This window comes from Serratia marcescens (genome assembly GCF_001902635.1).
GTDB classification, from domain to species: Bacteria; Pseudomonadota; Gammaproteobacteria; order Enterobacterales; family Enterobacteriaceae; genus Serratia; species Serratia marcescens_F.
In genome coordinates this window covers 1-16,830 of the sequence record NZ_MJAO01000003.1, presented here as the reverse complement: position 1 = coordinate 16,830, position 16,830 = coordinate 1, and the positions used below count along the sequence as shown (strand labels likewise).

The following is a 16,830-nucleotide window of genomic DNA, read 5'->3' as shown; positions in this document are numbered from 1 at the left end:
ATCTTCAGCCTTGCTGACGAATGCGCGCCAGCAGCGCATCGATATGCTCAATGTACGGCGCGTTGACGATCAGCGTGCGCCCCAATCCCAAAGCATGACGCTGACAGTCGAGGCGCATATCGGCGTCGGCGATGCTGTCCAGATCGGCGACGTGCGCCAGGCCGATGGTGCGCCGAATCAGTTCAGTGCCGCAGTACCCGACCGCGTCGGTCCAGACCTGTTGCAGGAACTGCTCGGCGTAACCCGGCGTCGCCAGCGCCGCATCGCGGCTCTGCTGATGGCACAGCGCCAGGAAGCGATCGGCAAAGATCAGCCACAGCTCGCGCACATCCTGCAGCCGCTGCTCGCGCCCGGCGGCGGCGTCGCGCGGCCCGAACAGCCCCGGCAGGCCACAATAGTTGAGCAGCAGGTTGCCCAATGCGGTGCCGATATCGAACCCGATCGGGCCGTAGAAACCGAATTCTGCGTCGATCGCTTTCAACCGCCCTTCCGCCACGAAGATCGAACCGCTGTGAATATCCCCGTGCAGCAGCGCCTCCGCCTTGCTGAGAAAGCGATGTTTCAGGCCGGCGACGGCCCGCTTCAGCGGCGTATCCTCACGCAGCGCCTGCACCTGCGACAACAGCGCCGCCTCGAACCGATTGCGCTCATGATCGATATAAGGATCGGTAAAGAACAGATCTTCGGTGATCTGGCACAGCTCGGGGTTGGTGAAACGGCTGACTTCCGCCTTCTTCTGCTGCGCGGGCTGATAGAAATCAGAGGTGTGAAACAACGTCTGCGCCAGGTATTCCGCCAGCTGCCCGGCCGCCAGCGGGTGATAGTTGCCCTGCACCAGCTCACTGCGCCAGATGCGATGATCGGAGAGATCTTCCTGCACCATCACCGCCAATTCGGGATCGTGATGCAAGACTTTTACCGTATGCCGCGGGCAGAAGCCGCCGTGGACCAGCAGCGTTTCCGCTTCGATGCGCGCTCGATCCAGCGTCAACGGCCAGGATTCGCCCACGCAACGCACGTAAGGCAGCGCCTGTTTGACGATCACCCGGCTCACGCCTTCGCGATCGCGGATCTTGAACACCAGGTTCAGGTTGCCGTCACCGATCTCGTCGGCGCTGACCAGCGCCTGCGGTTCGGCCACCTGACCGTATTGGCGGGCGTATTCAACGGCGTCGGCAGCCGTAAACGTACGATAAAGCGACATTCCCCAACCCCTCTGTTCTCTCTCACTGACCCCAGCGATTTTGTTTATTTAGACGTAAAAGCATTTGGACGTCTATACATCCGGAAGTCATGTTGGCAGAATAGCGTTTCAGATGCAATAACCACGCAACAAGGAATTAACCGCCGATGCAAGCGCTTAACACCACCAGTTTGACCCTGCAGGACAATCGCCTTTGGATCCTCGATCAGCAAGCCCTGCCGCAGGAAAAGCGGTGGCGCGCCTGCGACAACGTGGAGGAATTGGTCGGACACATTCACAGCCTGCGGGTGCGCGGCGCGCCGCTGATCGGACTGTCCGCCAGCCTGCTGCTGGCGCTGTTGGCGGAACGCGGCCTGCCGCGCGCCGAGCTGGAACAGGCGCTGCACACGCTGCGCGCCGCCCGCCCGACGGCGGTCAACCTGATGAATAATCTGGATCGCATGAAGCAGGCGCTGGCAGAGCCGAACTGGGTGCCGGCGATGGTGAACGAAGCGCTGCGGTTGGTGGAAGAAGATCGCCGGCTGTGCGATCGCATCGCCGATCACGGTGCGGAGTGGGTCAAACCCGGCAGCCGCCTGCTGACCCACTGCAATACCGGCGGGTTGGCCACCGCCGGCATCGGCACCGCACTCGGCGTGCTGCTGCGCGCCCACCGGCAGGGCAAGGTGCAACAGGTGTGGGTCGATGAAACCCGGCCGCTGCTGCAGGGCGGCCGCCTGACCGCCTGGGAACTGGGCGAGCTGGGCATTCCCTATCGCCTGATCTGCGATTCGATGGCCGCCAGTCTGATGGCGCAGGGCCAGGTCGATGCGGTATGGGTCGGCGCGGATCGCATCGCCGCCAACGGCGACGTCGCCAATAAAATCGGCACCTACAGCCTGGCAGTGCTGGCACACTATCACGGTATCCCGTTCTACGTGGCCGCACCGCACACCACCCACGATCCGCACTGCCCGGACGGCGCCGCCATTCCGATCGAGCAGCGCGCGGCGACCGAAGTCACCGGCGTTTCAGGCAGCTTCGGTGCCTGCCAGTGGGCGCCGACCGATGCGCCGGTCTACAATCCGGCGTTCGACGTCACGCCGGCAAAACTCATCAGTGGGTGGGTGTTCGACAGCGGCGTGATTACGCCGCGGCAGGTTGAAGCGGGGATTTTCCGGCGGGCATTGGGTTAACGTCCGCCCATCGGCGCTCAGTCCAGACGCGGATAAGCATCGGCGATCTTGTCGCCGGTGAAATGCGCCACCCAGCCTTCCGGGTTGTCGAACACCCGGATCGCGGTAAAGTTCGGTGCCGATCCCATATCGAACCAGTGCCGGGTGTTGGCCGGCACCGAGATCAGATCGTTCTTTTCGCACAGGATCTGGAAGATCTTGCCGTCCAGATGCAGGCAAAACAGCCCTGCGCCTTCGACAAAAAAGCGCACTTCATCTTCGCCGTGCGTATGCTCGGACAGGAATTTTTCACGCAGTACCTGGCGCTGTTCGTGGTCCGGCCGCATGCTGATCACGTCCCAGCTCTGGTAACCCTTTTCCGCCACCAGCCGGTCGATCTCATGCTGGTAGGCGGCGATCACCGCCTCCGGCTGCGGGTTGTCGCCCAGCTCACGATCCGCCTGCCAGCGCTCAAAGCGCACGCCGATCTGCGCCAACTGCCGCTGGATCGCCTGCGCATCACGGCTCTGCCACAGCGGCTGCTGCGGCGCTGTATCGCTGAAAATGGTCAATCCACTCATGAGACGAACTCCCCTAAATTGATGTGATCAAAACGGTTAACCTGCGGATGCCTGCTCTGCGCATCCGCCTCGTCGCGGATCAGCTGACAGGTATGCCAGCCGGCGGCCTGTGCCGCATCCAGCTCCTGGTGGATATCGGACAAAAACAGCAGTTCGTCGGGCGCGATGCCGATAGCCTGCGCGATGTTGCGGTACGACGCGGTTTCACGCTTGGCGCCAACGTGCGTATCGAAATAGCCGCTGAACAGCGGCTGCAGATCGCCCGCGTCACTGTGGCCAAACAGCAGCTTCTGCGCCTCCACCGAGCCGGAGGAGTAGACGTAGAGCTTCACCCCCTGCCGTTGCCAAGCCGCCAGCTGACCAGCGACCTCCGGATACAGATGCCCGCGGAAATCACCTTCGCGGTAACCGCTGCGCCAGATGATGCCCTGCAGCGCCTTGAGCGCGGTGGATTTACGGTCTTCATCCATAAAGCGGTACAACGCAGCAATCAGCGTGTCGAGATCCGCCTGTGGCTGGCCAATTTCAGCGCGCAGCGCCGCCAGCGGTGCGGCGACTTCGTCTTCGGCGGCATGGCGCCGTACAAAATCCGCCAGCCGTTCGCGGGCGTAGGGGAACAGCACCTGATGCACAAAGCGAATATCGCTGGTGGTGCCTTCAATATCGGTCACGATAGCGCGGATCATTTCGCCTCCAGTAAGCGGCGTTGCAGTTCACACTGGAACAGGAATTCCAGCCCTTCGAGATGGCGGCGGGCTTCCGCCACCTGGCTCCCCCAGCAATACAGGCCGTGGCCGCGCACCAGAAAGCCGTATTGCAGCGGCGTGGCCTCGGCATAGGCCGCCACGCGCGCCGCCAGCCGGGGAATGTCCTGATCGTTGTCGAAAATGGGGATCGCCACGCTGTCCAGGTGGCTGCGCTGACCGGCCAACGACTTCTGCATTTCGTACCCCTGCAGCACCAGTGCATCGCCGCGTTCCACCCGCGACAATACGGTAGCGTTGACGGAATGGGTATGCAGTACCGCACCGATGCGTGGATACAGGCGGTAGATCAGCGTGTGCAACCCGGTCTCCGCCGACGGCGTGCGGCCACTCGGCACATGATTGTCGGCGATATCCACCAGCAGAAAATCGGCGGCGCTCAGGCTGCCCTTGTCTTTACCGGACTCGGTGACCAGGCACTGACGTTCGTCCAAGCGCAGCGACATGTTGCCACCGGTCGCCGGGCACCAGCCTTTGTCGCCAATCCAGTGGCAGGCCGCCAGCAAGGCGGTAAGTTGCGGATTCTCCGTCATTATTATCATTTCCCGTTCGGTAAGGCGGCCGGCAGATGAGGCTTAGCCTGCCGCGTGGCGGGCTAAGCACCTTTCGCATTTAGCCATCTAAGCGTCTTGATTGCCAAATACTAGCATCGTGTTATATTGACGGCAATATAAGCGCCTGGAGTATTCACCTGCTATGAGCACTTCCGCATTGATTCCCGAAAGCAAACTGCCCGCCTTGGGCACCACCATCTTTACCCAGATGAGCGCACTGGCGCAGCAGCACCAGGCGATCAACCTGTCGCAGGGCTTCCCCGATTTCGATGGCCCGGACTACCTGAAAGAACGTCTGGCCTGGCACGTGGCCCAGGGCGCCAACCAGTATGCGCCGATGACCGGCGTGGCGCCGCTGCGCGAAGCCATCGCCGACAAAACCGCCGAGCTGTATGGCTGGCAACCGGACGCCACCGCCGAAGTGACCGTCACCGCCGGCGCCACCGAAGCGCTGTTCGCCGCCATCAGCGCGCTGGTGCGCCCCGGTGATGAGGTGGTCTGTTTCGATCCCAGCTACGACAGCTATGCGCCGGCGGTCACGCTGGCCGGTGGCATACTCAAACGCATCGCCCTGCAGCCGCCCGCGTTTGCCGTGGATTGGCGGCAGTTCGCCGCCGCGTTGTCGCCGCGCACCCGCCTGGTGATTGTCAACACCCCGCACAACCCGTCCGCCACCGCCTGGCAGGCGGAAGACATGCAGCAGCTGTGGCACGCTATCGCCGAACGCGAGATCTACGTGCTCAGCGATGAAGTTTACGAACACATCTGCTTCGCCAAAGGCGGGCACGCCAGCGTGCTGGCCCACCCGCAGCTGCGCCAACGCGCGATCGCCGTGTCCTCTTTCGGCAAAACCTTCCACATGACCGGCTGGAAAGTGGGTTACTGCGTGGCCCCTGCGGCGCTGAGCGCCGAGGTGCGCAAGGTGCATCAGTACCTGACCTTTTCGGTCAACACCCCGGCCCAGTTGGCGCTGGCGGATAGCCTGCGCGCCGAGCCGGAGCACTGGCGACAGCTGCCGGCGTTCTATCGCGCCAAACGCGACCGTTTTGTGCAGGCGTTGGCGAGCAGCCGACTGGAAATTTTACCCTGCGCAGGTACATACTTCTTGCTGGCGGACTACAGCGCCATCTCCGACCTGGACGATGTCGCGTTTTGCCATTGGTTAACCGAGCACGTGGGCGTGGCGGCCATTCCGCTGTCGGTCTTCTGTGCCGATCCTTTCCCCCATAAATTGATCCGGCTGTGCTTCGCTAAACAGGATGCCACGCTGGATGCGGCTGCGGAGCGGTTATGTCGACTTTAAAAATTACCCTATTGCAGCAACCCCTGGTCTGGCGCGACGGCCCCGCCAATCTGGCGGCTTTCGATGCGTTGCTGGCGCCGATCGCCGGCCGAGATCTCATCGTGTTGCCGGAGATGTTCACCACCGGTTTCGCCATGGATGCCGGCGAGAGCGCCCTGCCCGAGCAGCAGGTGATCGACTGGTTGCAGGGTTGGGCGGAGAAAAGCCACGCGCTAATCGGCGGCAGCGTGGCGCTGAAAACCGCCGAAGGCGCGGTCAACCGCTTCCTGTTGGTGGAGCCGGGCGGCCAAGTCCACGCCTATGACAAACGCCACCTGTTCCGCATGGCCGGCGAACACCTGCACTACCAAGCCGGCAACCGGCGCGAAATCTTCGAGTGGCGCGGCTGGCGCATCCTGCCGCAGATCTGCTACGACCTGCGTTTCCCGGTCTGGGCGCGCTACCAGCAGGATTACGACCTGGCGCTGTACGTCGCCAACTGGCCGGCGCCGCGCAGCAGCCATTGGCAAACGCTGCTGGCGGCGCGGGCGATTGAAAATCAGGTGTATGTGGCGGGCTGCAACCGGGTGGGCGAAGATCCCAACGGCCTTAACTACAGCGGAGACAGCCTGATCATCAGCCCGCAGGGCGAGATCCTGGCGGATGCGGAGCCCGGTGCGGCCACGCGGCTGGACGCCGAGCTGTCGCTGGAAACCCTGCAGAGCTACCGCAGCGCCTTCCCGGCCTGGCGCGACGCCGACAGCTTTCTGCGTTTAGACTGACTCCCCCCTCTCCCAGCTGGCGATCATCAGGCAATAGGCCTGGATCGCCAGCGCGACGTCAATAGCGCCTCCTGCGCCGTCATCCATGCTGCCCTGCATCGTAAACGTTCCAGGCGGCCTGCAACGCGTCGCCCTGCTTGCTGGCAAACCCGAGACGGTTCAGCACCGCTTCCAACGCCGCCAGGGTTTGCAACACGCAATCTTTACGCGCGTTGTAACCCATGGTGCCGATACGCCAGATCTTGCCCTGCAGCGGGCCGAACGAGGTGCCAATTTCGATGGCGAAGTCGTTCAGCATCATCTGCCGCACCTGTTCGCCGTGCACCTGCGGCGGGATCACCACGCCGAGCACGTTATTCATGCGATGATCGAGATCGCCGAACACCGCCAGCCCCATGCCCCGGATACCCGCCAGCATCGCCGCGCCGTGCAGCCGGTGGCGGGCGATGGCGTGATCCAGCCCTTCGTCGAGGATCACCCGCGCACATTCTCGCGCCGCGAACAGCATGCTGGTGGCTTCGGTGTGGTGATTTAGGCGTTCCGGCCCCCAGTAATCCATGATCATGCCGATATCGAAATAGTTGGAATAGATCATCTCATCCTCGCCGTCGGCGTGCTCGGCGGTGCGGATCCCCTGCTCCACGCATTGGCGGCGGCGCACGATCTCTTCAAACTGCGGGCTGAGGGTGATCGGCGAACTGCCGGAGGGACCGCCCAGGCACTTCTGCAGCCCGGCGGAGACCGCATCCAGCCCCCAGGCATCGGTCTCCAACGGATTGCCGCCGAAGGAAGCGGTCGCATCGGTGTAGAACAGCACGCCGTGACGGCGGCAGATATCGCCCAGCTCATGCAGCGGCTGCAGCATGGTGGTTGAGGTGTCGCCCTGCACCGTCAGCAGCAGGCGCGGGCGCACCCGCTTAATCGCGTCTTCGATACGATCGGCGCTGAACACCTCACCCCACGGCACCTCTATCGTGTGCACCTCGGCGCGGCAACGGCGGGCGATCTCGCACAGCAAATGCCCGAAGCGGCCGAATACCGGCACCAGCACCTTATCGCCCGGGCGAATGGCAGAAACCAGCAACGCCTCGATGCCGGCGCGCGACGTGCCGTCCACCAGCATCGTCCAGCGGTTCTCGGTGCGGAACAGCGCGCGATACAGCGCCATGACCTGATTCATGTAGCCGGTCATCGCCGGATCGTACTGGCCGATCAGTTGGCTCGACATGGCGCGCAGCACGCGCGGATCGGCGTTGATCGGCCCCGGCCCCATCAGCAGCCGCGTCGGCGGGTTAATCTGATCGAATTGCGAGATGTCCAACATCTTCATTCCCTGTCAACTTAGTAAGTTATTGCGTGATGCCTTCAGCGTCGACATGACGTTTATTTGCTGCCCAACAGCCTAATCCCGATAGGGATTTACTTGAAACAAAAGATTCTTATGGTATGAAAATGAAACCAAGGCAACAGAATGAGATGACCGATCCGCCTTAATGGCGGACGGTTAAAGAAGGGAAATGACCTGCGGTGTTCAATGCAGTTCCAGCGCGTCCAGTTCCTGGAACAGTTCAGCGACGTGATGAGTGCGCTGCCGTCCCTGCGCCAGCCTCTCATGCAGCGGCGCATTGCTGAGCAGGCTCACCAGGCTCATGGTAGCGGCATGCCCTTATCCAGCGTAGATGCCGGAAAAGGACAGCGCGTTCAGCACCAATAGGCCATAAAGTTGACGGTAGCGCGATCCAGATCGCGTTCGCCGATCAGATAACGCCGCAGCGTTTTCACCGCGGATGACTCGGCCGCCACCCAGGCGTAAAAAGCATTTCCGCCGGCCGCCCGCTCCCACAGTACTTCGTCGCTCAGGCTGCTTTCCACCAAGGACTGTGCCTGCGCGCACGCCGAAGCGGGGATATCCACCCGCTGCCGTACCGCTTCCACCAGCAGCGTGCCATGCGCCAGCTGGCTGCCCACGTCGCGCGGCAGCCAGTAAACCTCGGCGAACGGGAAGCGGGCCAAATCCAGACAGTCTCCCGCCACCGGTACCTCGAAGAACGCCTGCACCCGAGGTGGATTGGCCTGCTGCGCCAGCTGTTCCAGAATCCCCATCGCCGCCGGCACTGCCGTTTCATCGGCGATCAACAGCGCCTGCTGCAACTGCGCCGGCGGCGCCCATTCGTAGCCGCCGCTGTCAGCGTCGAAGTCACCGTTGGGCGCGACCGCCTGAATAGCGTCGCCCGGCTCGGCGTGGGTGGCCCAGGCGGAAGCCGGGCCGTTCACGCCATGCAGCACGAATTCGACGTCCATCTGATTCTGCTCGCGGCGCAGTGCACGCAGCGTATAGGTGCGCATCACCGGACGTTGTTCTTTGGGGAGCGCCATATAGTCGCCGTACCAGTCCGGGCTGTTGACCAACTGCGGGATATTACCGTCCGCCGCCGGGAACAACAGTTTGATGCGCTGATCCGGCGCTTCCAGCTTCATCCGATGGATATCCGCGCCTTCAAACACGCAGCGCAGCAGCGAAGGTGAAATCAGCGTTTTGCTTTTCAGGGTGATATCAAAAATTCTGTAGCTGGCGGACATATTCTCGATTCTCCGGCAACGGCTGTCGTTTGTGTGCATGACTGATGGCTATCATCTTGATAGCACGAGCTAAAAATAAAATCCCAGAAAAAATATAGGGTTAATTGAGAGTTGCGCAGCAAAATCATACCACGCCATTATTGAGAATAAGAAGAATTATCGATTAGCGGGATTTTCAAGGAATAACACGATGCGATACGCGAAGTTAGAAGCGTTGCCCACGTAGCACGATCGGCGACACAAACGGGAAGGTAGGTAATGAAGAGCAGAAACGACGAAGCCCTGAGTTATTGCTAACTCAGGGCTTCTGAATAGTGGCGGAACGGACGGGGCTCGAACCCGCGACCCCCTGCGTGACAGGCAGGTATTCTAACCAACTGAACTACCGCTCCGCGCCATTCCCTCTTACGGGGGAACGAGGCGCATATTACGGTCGCCCCTCGGTTCCGTCAACGCCTTTTTCTCACCAAATGAACCGTTTGCACAGTTTTTCAACGAAGCTTCATCCGGTGAGGTTTTTTCGTGCAAAAACGCCGTTATTCGGCCGGCGCCCCGCGCCACAGGCAGCTGCCGCCCTTCTTCGCCACCAGATCCAGGCGCGCCTCGTGCGCCTTCACTTCTTCGTCGCTGGCGTAGACCACCTTCATCGCCGTCGCCGGGCGGACGATGCGTTGAATTTCTTGTGCAGAGTCGTTTTGCTGGGTATCGCCTTCCATCTGGAACGCTATCGAGGTCTGACCGCCGGTCATCGCCAGATAGACTTCCGCCAGGATCTCGGCATCGAGCAATGCGCCGTGCAGCGTACGCTTGCTGTTATCTATCTCATAACGGCTGCACAAGGCATCGAGGTTGTTGCGCTTGCCCGGGAACAGGCGGCGCGCCATCAGCAGGCTGTCGGTGATGGTGCAGAAGGTCTCGGTCTTCGGGATGCCCTGCTGCAGCATGCGGAATTCGTGATCCATAAAGCCGATATCGAACGCCGCGTTATGGATCACCAGTTCGCCGCCGCGGATAAAGTCGAGGAATTCGTCGGCAACCTGATCGAAGGTCGGCTTGTCGGCCAGGAAATCGTCGCTGATGCCGTGTACGCCGTACGCTTCAGGATCCACCAGCCGATCCGGCTTGATGTAAACGTGGAAATTGCGCCCGGTCAGGCGACGGTTAATCACTTCCACCGCACCGATTTCGATGATGCGGTGCCCTTCGTAGTGCACCCCAAGCTTGTTCATACCGGTGGTTTCGGTATCGAGGACAATCTGTCTGGTGGTTGTAGAGATCATATTGCAGTGCTCACAGCGCTCGTTTATGTCAGACTTGGTTTTTATAAAACTGATAGGAAGAGTCTACCAGAGATGCTCAAACAGGTAGAAATTTTCACCGACGGCTCCTGCCTTGGCAACCCCGGCCCCGGTGGCTACGGCGCGATATTACGTTATAAGCAGACTGAAAAAACCTTCAGCGAAGGTTTTCGTCTGACCACCAATAACCGCATGGAAATGATGGCGGCAATCGTGGCGCTGGAAGCGCTGACCGTGCCTTGCGCCGTGACGCTCAGCACCGACAGCCAGTATGTGCGCCAGGGCATCACCAGCTGGATCCATAACTGGAAGAAGCGCGGCTGGAAAACCGCCGACAAAAAGCCGGTCAAAAATGTCGATTTATGGCAGCGCTTGGACCTGGCCATTCAGCGCCACACCGTAAAATGGGAATGGGTCAAGGGCCACGCCGGCCACCCGGAGAACGAACGTTGTGACGTGCTGGCGCGCGAAGCGGCCGGTAAACCGACGCAGGAAGACGTTGGCTACCAACCGGAAGCCTAAGGCAGCTTGCGATAGCTCTTGGTCGCGCCCACCGCGCGGCTGAGAGACGGTTTTCTCGCCCCCAGTTTCATCGGCGTGGGCGTCAGCGGCAAGGTGCGTTTGCGCGCTACAATCACGCTCATGCAGCCCAGCGCCGGCAGATGGGTGCAGAGAAACTTGCCGCCCTTGCGGTGCCACGGCAGCACGTGAAAACGCGCCTGATGCAGCACCTCATAATTCAACAGGCTGAGCCAGTCCAGCAATCGCATCTGGGTAAACATACGGCTGGCATAGGGCGGGCGGCGGCGCAATCCGGGTACCAACTTGCCCAATCCCAGCAGGCTGAACGGGTTGAAACTGCTGATCACCAGCCAGCCGTCGTCGATCAACACCCTATCCACCTCACGCAGCATGCGGTGCGGATCGTCCGCATAGGACAGCGTATGCGCCAACAGGCAGGCGTCCACCGATTTGGCGGCAAACGGCAGTTGATAAGCATCGGCGATCACCTGCAGCCCCTCGCCCTCCAGCCCTACATTGACCTGATGAGAAATCGCGCATTTGTCCGTGGCCAGTTCGGTGCTGAGCATGCCCATCTTCAGCAGATGGAAGCCGAACAGCTTCGGCCACCAGGGTTGCAACTGCTGCTCTAGCGCTTCACGATAATATTCCCCCCACGGCAGCTCGGCCCAGGACTGCGGGCCGGTAAGCTTTTGTAGAGTATGGGCTGGTTTCATGATTTATTATCTTCTTTCAAGCCGTTGCCAACGAGAGGTACACCATGAATCTTATCAGCATTCCCGCCTTCCAGGACAATTACATTTGGTTATTGGATAACCGGCAGGGGCGCTGCATCATCGTCGATCCGGGTGAGGCGCTGCCGGTGCTCGAAGCGCTGCAGCGCCTGCAGCTGACGCCGGCGGCGATTCTGTTGACCCACCACCATCACGACCACGTCGGCGGTGTGGCGCAGATCGTGGCGCAGTACCCAGGCCTTACGGTCTATGGGCCGCAGGAAACCGCGGATAAGGGTGCCAATTACCTCGTCCGCGATGGCGACACCTTTGAAATCGATGGCCGCCAGTACGCCACTATCGCCGTTCCCGGCCATACGTTGGGCCATGTAGCATTCTATAGTGCCCCTTATCTGTTCTGCGGCGACACAATTTTCTCCGCCGGCTGCGGCAGGCTGTTTGAAGGCACCGCCAAACAAATGTACGACTCATTTCAACAACTCGCGCAACTTCCCGATAACACCTTAATTTGTTGCGCGCATGAATATACTCTTTCAAATCTTAAGTTTGCGCGGGCCATTTTGCCGGAAGATCGAGAGATTGAAACATATCAACAACATGTTGAAGCGTTAAGGGCAAAAGGCCAAGCCAGCGTGCCGTCCACATTGCAATTAGAGCGCAAAATTAACCTGTTCTTACGTTGCCATGACACTGATTTACAAAAAGAATTAGGCTTTAACTCACCACCGGAAAGCCTTCATTCAGTTTTTTCCGAATTACGCCTGCGGAAAGATAACTTCTAAGCTTTTAGTTGTGTTATTTGGCGAAGCAAAGTATTATTGCTCGTCTTTTAAGCAACTACATTGACACACACATGAAGGCTAAAGCGATATTTCTCGCCTCGGTCTTGCTAGTGGGTTGCCAGTCGTCCAGGCAGGACGCACCGGCGCCAGAACAGCATGCACAGAGTTTGTCTTCGGCTGGTCAAGATGGTGAAGCAGGAGAGTACACAGCAAATGGCCGAGCGAGCTCGGCGCGGTGGCTAGATAACAATAGTCCCGCCGCGCAACAGGACCTGTGGAACTTCATTAGCGACGAGCTGAAGATGGAGGTTCCGGAAAATTCCCGGATCCGTGATCAGAAAAGAAAGTACTTAAAAAGTAAGAGCTATCTCCACGATGTAACATTACGGGCAGAGCCGTACATGTACTGGATAGTCGGGCAGATTAAGAAACGTAATATGCCGATGGAACTGGTACTGCTACCCATAGTGGAGAGCGCTTTTGACCCACACGCCACGTCAAGTGCCAACGCCGCAGGGCTATGGCAAATCGTGCCGCAAACGGGTCGCAATTATGGTTTGAAAAACAATCAGTGGTATGACGGTCGACGCGATGTCGTCGCCTCGACAACCGCTGCGCTTAACATGATGCAGCGCTTGAACCGCATGTTTGACGGCGATTGGTTACTGACCGTAGCCGCCTATAACAGTGGTGAAGGCCGCGTGATGCAAGCGGTGAAGGCAAACAAACGCCAGGGTAAGCCAACCAATTTCTGGGCATTGTCGCTTCCGCGTGAAACGTCAATCTACGTCCCGAAAATGCTGGCGCTGAGCGAGATCATCAAGAACAGCAAGCAGTACGGCGTCAAGCTTCCGAAAACGGATGAAACCCGTGCGCTGGCTCGCATTGATGTCGGACAGCAGATCCAGCTAACTCAGGCGGCTGAGATGGCGGGGCTTTCAATCAGCAAGATGAAAGCTTATAACCCAGGCTACAAGAAAGGCGTTACGGCACCCAACGGGCCCCATTACATTATGGTTCCCAAAGGACACGCCGATCAGCTGAAAGACTCGCTGGCCGATGGCCAGATCGCAGTGACTCAGCCAACGGCGCAGTTGGCGAAGAACAGCGGTTTGTCCGGTGGCAGTTCGTATAAAGTGCGCTCCGGCGACACCCTATCGGGCATTGCCAAGCGGCTGAACGTTAAGACCAGCGATTTGCAGAGTTGGAACAACTTACGCGCCAAGAGCGCCCTAAAAGTTGGGCAAACCCTGCAAGTGGCCAGCAATACTGGCAGTAACAGCAGTATCACCTATCAGGTTCGTAAAGGTGATTCGCTCGCCAGTATCGCACGTCGTCACGGCGTCGATATTAACGACGTGATGCGTTGGAATTCAACGCTCGGTAAAGGCAACAGCCTGCAACCCGGTCTCAAGTTGACCCTGTTTGTCGGCAACAAGCTAACGCCGGATACCTAAGTTTCCGGCACAAAAAAAGCACCCCTCGGGGTGCTTTTTTATTACCTGCGATTCACCAGACGGGGGAGTCTTTTTCCGGGTGAAACTCCACCAATAACGGATTGTGATCCGACGCGCTGGTCACCAGCACCGACGCCTCTACGACTCCCAGATTACGGTAAAACACGAAGTCCAGCGGGCGACCAAAGGCCTTGCGGCGGTGATCGTCGGTAAAACTGACCTCACGCAACGCCATCTCGCCGGCAAAGTCATACAACGCATTAATGCGCTTACGGCTCCAGGCATTGAAATCCCCCGCCATGATTACCGGCCCCTGGTGGCTGGCGATCTGCTCGCCGATCGGCCCCAGTTGCTTGCTGTAGACGTCTACCCCTAGGCTGAAGTTCACCGCATGGATGTTCACCACCATCAACAGTTGCCCGTTGTACAGTGGATAAACGGTGATCAACGCCGACTTGGACAGCCTCAGCAGCGGTTCTCGCTCACGCAGCGGGCAGCAGTAAACCGGATGTGCGGCCGCCAGCGTCATCACACCGGAAGGATGTTGCGGCAGCACAAAAGCCGGCACCTGATCGGCCGCCAAATAGTTGGCGGTAGCGTAGCTCACCAACTCCGGCGTGGTTTGCGCCTCTTGCAACAATACCAGCTGTGCATCTTTGCCATGGTTTTTCAGTACTGAAAGCCAGTCGGCTCGCTGCTGTTTGAAGATGTTCCACACCATGACGCGCAGTGCACCGGTCGTCGGCAGTGCCGCCCCTGCTGGCAAGTCCTGGTTAACGGCGCCAGGAAAGATTCGTTCAACTGGCTGACCTGCAACATACCTCATTGCATAAGTTCGTTTCGGCACGCTATTCGCCTATTACCCATTAGCATGAAACTGGCGATGAAGACTTCGCCAACGGTGAATTGATTATACGCCTGCCCCACACCGAGGGCATGGCTTTTACAGGCATAACCTTTTCAGTTATAGGGGCCGCCTGCGGCGATTTCAATCTTCTGATGGTATAGCTGTGTAAAGGTGATGCACTGGTGATGAAAAATGCGAAAAGGCCGACAAAATGCGAACAGGAAAAAGAGAAGCGATACTGCTGGCTACGCGCTATCGCGCTCAAGTGAGTGACGGCTACGAGCCGCCGTGGTTAAATGACAAAATAGTTCAAAATTTCAAATAGAGATTGTCCGTGGAGCAAAAATGAAAGCGAATTCTGACGAGCTCATCACCTTCGTCACCGTGGTGGAGAGCGGCAGTTTCAGCCGAGCGGCAGAGCGCCTGCATCAAGCCAACTCCGTCGTCAGCCGGACAGTAAAAAAGCTGGAGAGCAAACTGGGCGTCACTCTGCTCAACCGCACCACGCGCCAAATCAGTCTAACTCAGGAAGGCGAAAACTATTTCCGACAGGTGCAAAAGGTCTTGAACGATATGGCCGCGGCGGAAAACACCTTGATGGAAAGCCGCCAGCGCCCGCAGGGGCTATTGCGCGTCGATGCCGCTACGCCGGTAGTACTGCATCTGTTGACGCCGCTGGTCGCCGAGTTTCGTGAACGCTATCCGGAAATGTCGCTATCGCTGGTCTCTTCGGAAAACTTCATCAATTTGATCGAACGGAAAGTGGATATCGCAATCCGTGTCGGCGAGCTGACGGACTCTACGCTGAAAGCGCGCAAGCTAATGGCCAGCTATCGGCGCATATTGGCCTCCCCCACCTACCTGGCGCAGTATGGCGCGCCCAACACGGTGGCGGACCTGGAACACCATTGCTGTATCGGTTTTAACGATTTGCCCAGCCTGAACCGCTGGCCGTTAGCCTGTGCCGATGGTCGCCAGCTGGAAATCACGCCGGGGTTAACCACCAACAGCGGTGAAACCCAACGTCATCTGTGCCTGCACGGTAACGGCATCGCCTGTCTGTCGGACTTTATGAGTGATGAAGACGTCAGGCGCGGGGATCTGGTGCCAATTCTGCAAGAAGAGACGTTGCCGCTCGAAGTGCCGATTAACGCGGTTTACTACAGCGACAGCGCCGTCAGCAATCGCCTGCGCAGCTTTATCGATTTTATCAGCGAACGGTTAAAACGATAAAAATGGCGCCCTCTCGGGCGCCTGACGTCGTAATATCCGAAGATTAATCCCAGTTGGGTGCCAGACCTTCCGGGCTGACCAATCGGCCGTTGCTTTCCAGCGTGGCAATCTGCGCCATATCTCCCTCAGTCAGCACCAGTCGTGGTGCCAGCAGGTTGCTCTCTAGGTTTTCACGCTTGGTCGAGGAAGGGATCACCGCGTAGCCCAACTGCAACGCCCAGGCTAAAACCACCTGTGCTGGCGTCGCATTGTGTCGTGCCGCGATACGCTTGATCGTCTCATCCTGCAACGCTTTGCCATACGCCAGCGTCATATAAGAGGTGATGGCAATGTCATGCTGCCGTGCGAACGCCACCACTTTCTCGTTCTGCAAGAACGGCGACAGTTCGATCTGGTTGGTCGCAATCTGATCGGCGCCCACCGCATCAATCGCCTGCTGCATCAGATCGACCGTGAAATTGGATACCCCAATCTGACGGGTCAGCCCCAGTCGCTTGGCTTCCAGCAATTCAGCCATAAACTCGGCGACAGGCACTTCATCATTTGGCGATGGCCAGTGAATCAACGTCAGATCGACATACGAGGTCTGCAGCTTGGCCAAGCTGCCTTGCAGGCTGGGGATTAATGCCCCCTTAGCCAGATTCGCGATCCAGATTTTGGTAGTGATGAACAGCTCGTCACGCGGCACACCGCTGGCGGTGATCGCCTGGCCAACGGCCGCTTCGTTTTCATAGATCTGTGCGGTATCGATAGCCCGATAGCCCAGTTCCAGCGCCGTGCTTACAGAGTCGATAACGACCTGATCCTGAAGGCGAAAAGTGCCTAAACCCAATGCAGGAATACTCACAATATTTTCTCTCTCGTTAGTGGATAAGTAGCGGTGCGGGAGAGTATGGCAATTTTTTTATTGAGCAAAAACGCCCAGTTCGGCATAAGACTATTGATCAAGCGGCAACAATATTGCGAAGAAAACAACAGGATCGGCGGTGAAAGCGATGAGATTTTGTAAATTTTGCATATGAAAAAGCCCTGAGTCAGAGACTCAGGGCTTATCAA

18 protein-coding genes and 1 tRNA gene are annotated in these 16,830 nt (G+C 58.8%); 7 read left to right on the top strand and 12 right to left on the bottom strand.

From position 1 onward, the window contains the following. Positions 1–4: 4 nt before the first annotated feature. Positions 5–1,204, bottom strand: a complete 1,200-nt coding sequence (mtnK, locus tag BHU62_RS03170; RefSeq protein ID WP_073529132.1) for an S-methyl-5-thioribose kinase — start codon at positions 1,202–1,204, stop codon at positions 5–7. A gap of 146 nt (positions 1,205–1,350) precedes the next feature. Between mtnK and mtnA the strand changes: the two genes are divergently transcribed. Further along, positions 1,351–2,379: an S-methyl-5-thioribose-1-phosphate isomerase gene (gene mtnA, locus BHU62_RS03165; protein WP_073529131.1), complete on the top strand. Its 1,029-nt coding sequence runs from the start codon at positions 1,351–1,353 to the stop codon at positions 2,377–2,379. A 17-nt stretch (positions 2,380–2,396) separates the two neighbouring features. Here the strand turns inward: mtnA and BHU62_RS03160 are convergent, their stop codons facing one another. From BHU62_RS03160 to BHU62_RS03150, 3 genes are read right to left on the bottom strand one after another with little or no spacing between them, the layout of a single operon-like run. Continuing rightward, the gene (locus tag BHU62_RS03160) at positions 2,397–2,939 is read right to left on the bottom strand and encodes a 1,2-dihydroxy-3-keto-5-methylthiopentene dioxygenase (protein ID WP_073529130.1); all 543 of its coding nucleotides are present in this window, start codon (positions 2,937–2,939) and stop codon (positions 2,397–2,399) included. Beyond that, positions 2,936–3,625: an acireductone synthase gene (gene mtnC, locus BHU62_RS03155; RefSeq protein ID WP_073529129.1), complete on the bottom strand. Its 690-nt coding sequence runs from the start codon at positions 3,623–3,625 to the stop codon at positions 2,936–2,938. Before mtnC ends, BHU62_RS03160 begins: the two co-directional genes overlap by 4 nt. Beyond that, on the bottom strand, positions 3,622–4,236 hold the full coding sequence (locus BHU62_RS03150; protein WP_073529128.1) for a methylthioribulose 1-phosphate dehydratase: 615 nt from the start codon (positions 4,234–4,236) through the stop codon (positions 3,622–3,624). Before BHU62_RS03150 ends, mtnC begins: the two co-directional genes overlap by 4 nt. A gap of 163 nt (positions 4,237–4,399) precedes the next feature. Here BHU62_RS03150 and BHU62_RS03145 point away from each other — a divergent pair, with 163 nt between their 5' ends. Both BHU62_RS03145 and BHU62_RS03140 read left to right on the top strand, forming a co-directional pair. After that, on the top strand, positions 4,400–5,560 hold the full coding sequence (locus tag BHU62_RS03145) for a pyridoxal phosphate-dependent aminotransferase (protein WP_073529127.1): 1,161 nt from the start codon (positions 4,400–4,402) through the stop codon (positions 5,558–5,560). Continuing rightward, positions 5,548–6,321 carry an amidohydrolase gene (locus BHU62_RS03140; protein ID WP_073529126.1) on the top strand — a complete coding sequence of 258 codons (774 nt, stop codon included), beginning with the start codon at positions 5,548–5,550 and terminating at the stop codon, positions 6,319–6,321. Before BHU62_RS03145 ends, BHU62_RS03140 begins: the two co-directional genes overlap by 13 nt. 79 nt (positions 6,322–6,400) lie before the next feature. Here the strand turns inward: BHU62_RS03140 and BHU62_RS03135 are convergent, their stop codons facing one another. From BHU62_RS03135 to dnaQ, 4 genes are all read right to left on the bottom strand, one after another. Further along, the gene (locus BHU62_RS03135) at positions 6,401–7,645 is read right to left on the bottom strand and encodes a pyridoxal-phosphate-dependent aminotransferase family protein (protein ID WP_073529338.1); all 1,245 of its coding nucleotides are present in this window, start codon (positions 7,643–7,645) and stop codon (positions 6,401–6,403) included. 377 nt (positions 7,646–8,022) lie between these two features. After that, positions 8,023–8,901, bottom strand: coding sequence for a siderophore-interacting protein (locus tag BHU62_RS03130; protein WP_073529125.1), 879 nt, complete (start codon positions 8,899–8,901; stop codon positions 8,023–8,025). Positions 8,902–9,216: 315 nt separating this feature from the next. Continuing rightward, positions 9,217–9,293 (bottom strand) — tRNA-Asp (locus BHU62_RS03125). 144 nt (positions 9,294–9,437) lie between these two features. Beyond that, positions 9,438–10,181 (bottom strand): DNA polymerase III subunit epsilon, encoded by a 744-nt coding sequence (gene dnaQ / locus BHU62_RS03120; protein WP_073529124.1) that lies wholly within the window; start codon positions 10,179–10,181, stop codon positions 9,438–9,440. Positions 10,182–10,253: 72 nt separating this feature from the next. Between dnaQ and rnhA the strand changes: the two genes are divergently transcribed. Beyond that, the gene (gene rnhA, locus BHU62_RS03115) at positions 10,254–10,721 is read left to right on the top strand and encodes a ribonuclease HI (protein ID WP_073529123.1); all 468 of its coding nucleotides are present in this window, start codon (positions 10,254–10,256) and stop codon (positions 10,719–10,721) included. Here rnhA and BHU62_RS03110 read toward each other — a convergent pair. Next, entirely contained in the window at positions 10,718–11,437 is a 720-nt protein-coding gene (locus BHU62_RS03110; RefSeq protein WP_073529122.1) for a class I SAM-dependent methyltransferase, read from the bottom strand. The two genes, rnhA and BHU62_RS03110, sit on opposite strands and share 4 nt — an antisense overlap. A 44-nt stretch (positions 11,438–11,481) precedes the next feature. Between BHU62_RS03110 and gloB the strand changes: the two genes are divergently transcribed. Continuing rightward, on the top strand, positions 11,482–12,237 hold the full coding sequence (gene gloB, locus BHU62_RS03105) for a hydroxyacylglutathione hydrolase (RefSeq protein ID WP_073529121.1): 756 nt from the start codon (positions 11,482–11,484) through the stop codon (positions 12,235–12,237). 71 nt (positions 12,238–12,308) lie between these two features. Further along, positions 12,309–13,694 carry a murein transglycosylase D gene (mltD, locus tag BHU62_RS03100; protein ID WP_171971293.1) on the top strand — a complete coding sequence of 462 codons (1,386 nt, stop codon included), beginning with the start codon at positions 12,309–12,311 and terminating at the stop codon, positions 13,692–13,694. A gap of 52 nt (positions 13,695–13,746) precedes the next feature. Here the strand turns inward: mltD and BHU62_RS03095 are convergent, their stop codons facing one another. Further along, complete coding sequence (locus tag BHU62_RS03095) at positions 13,747–14,541, bottom strand: endonuclease/exonuclease/phosphatase family protein (RefSeq protein ID WP_073529120.1); 795 nt, start codon at positions 14,539–14,541, stop codon at positions 13,747–13,749. Positions 14,542–14,886: 345 nt separating this feature from the next. Between BHU62_RS03095 and yafC the strand changes: the two genes are divergently transcribed. Beyond that, complete coding sequence (gene yafC, locus BHU62_RS03090; RefSeq protein WP_073529119.1) at positions 14,887–15,774, top strand: DNA-binding transcriptional regulator YafC; 888 nt, start codon at positions 14,887–14,889, stop codon at positions 15,772–15,774. A gap of 43 nt (positions 15,775–15,817) precedes the next feature. Here the strand turns inward: yafC and dkgB are convergent, their stop codons facing one another. Together dkgB and BHU62_RS25355 are read right to left on the bottom strand one after the other, a co-directional pair. Continuing rightward, a complete protein-coding gene (dkgB, locus tag BHU62_RS03085) occupies positions 15,818–16,621 on the bottom strand; it encodes a 2,5-didehydrogluconate reductase DkgB (protein ID WP_073529118.1) in 804 nt (267 codons plus the stop codon). After that, the coding region (locus BHU62_RS25355) for a hypothetical protein (protein WP_236720616.1) at positions 16,618–16,830 on the bottom strand (213 nt) is incomplete at its 5' end. The genes BHU62_RS25355 and dkgB, both read right to left, overlap by 4 nt.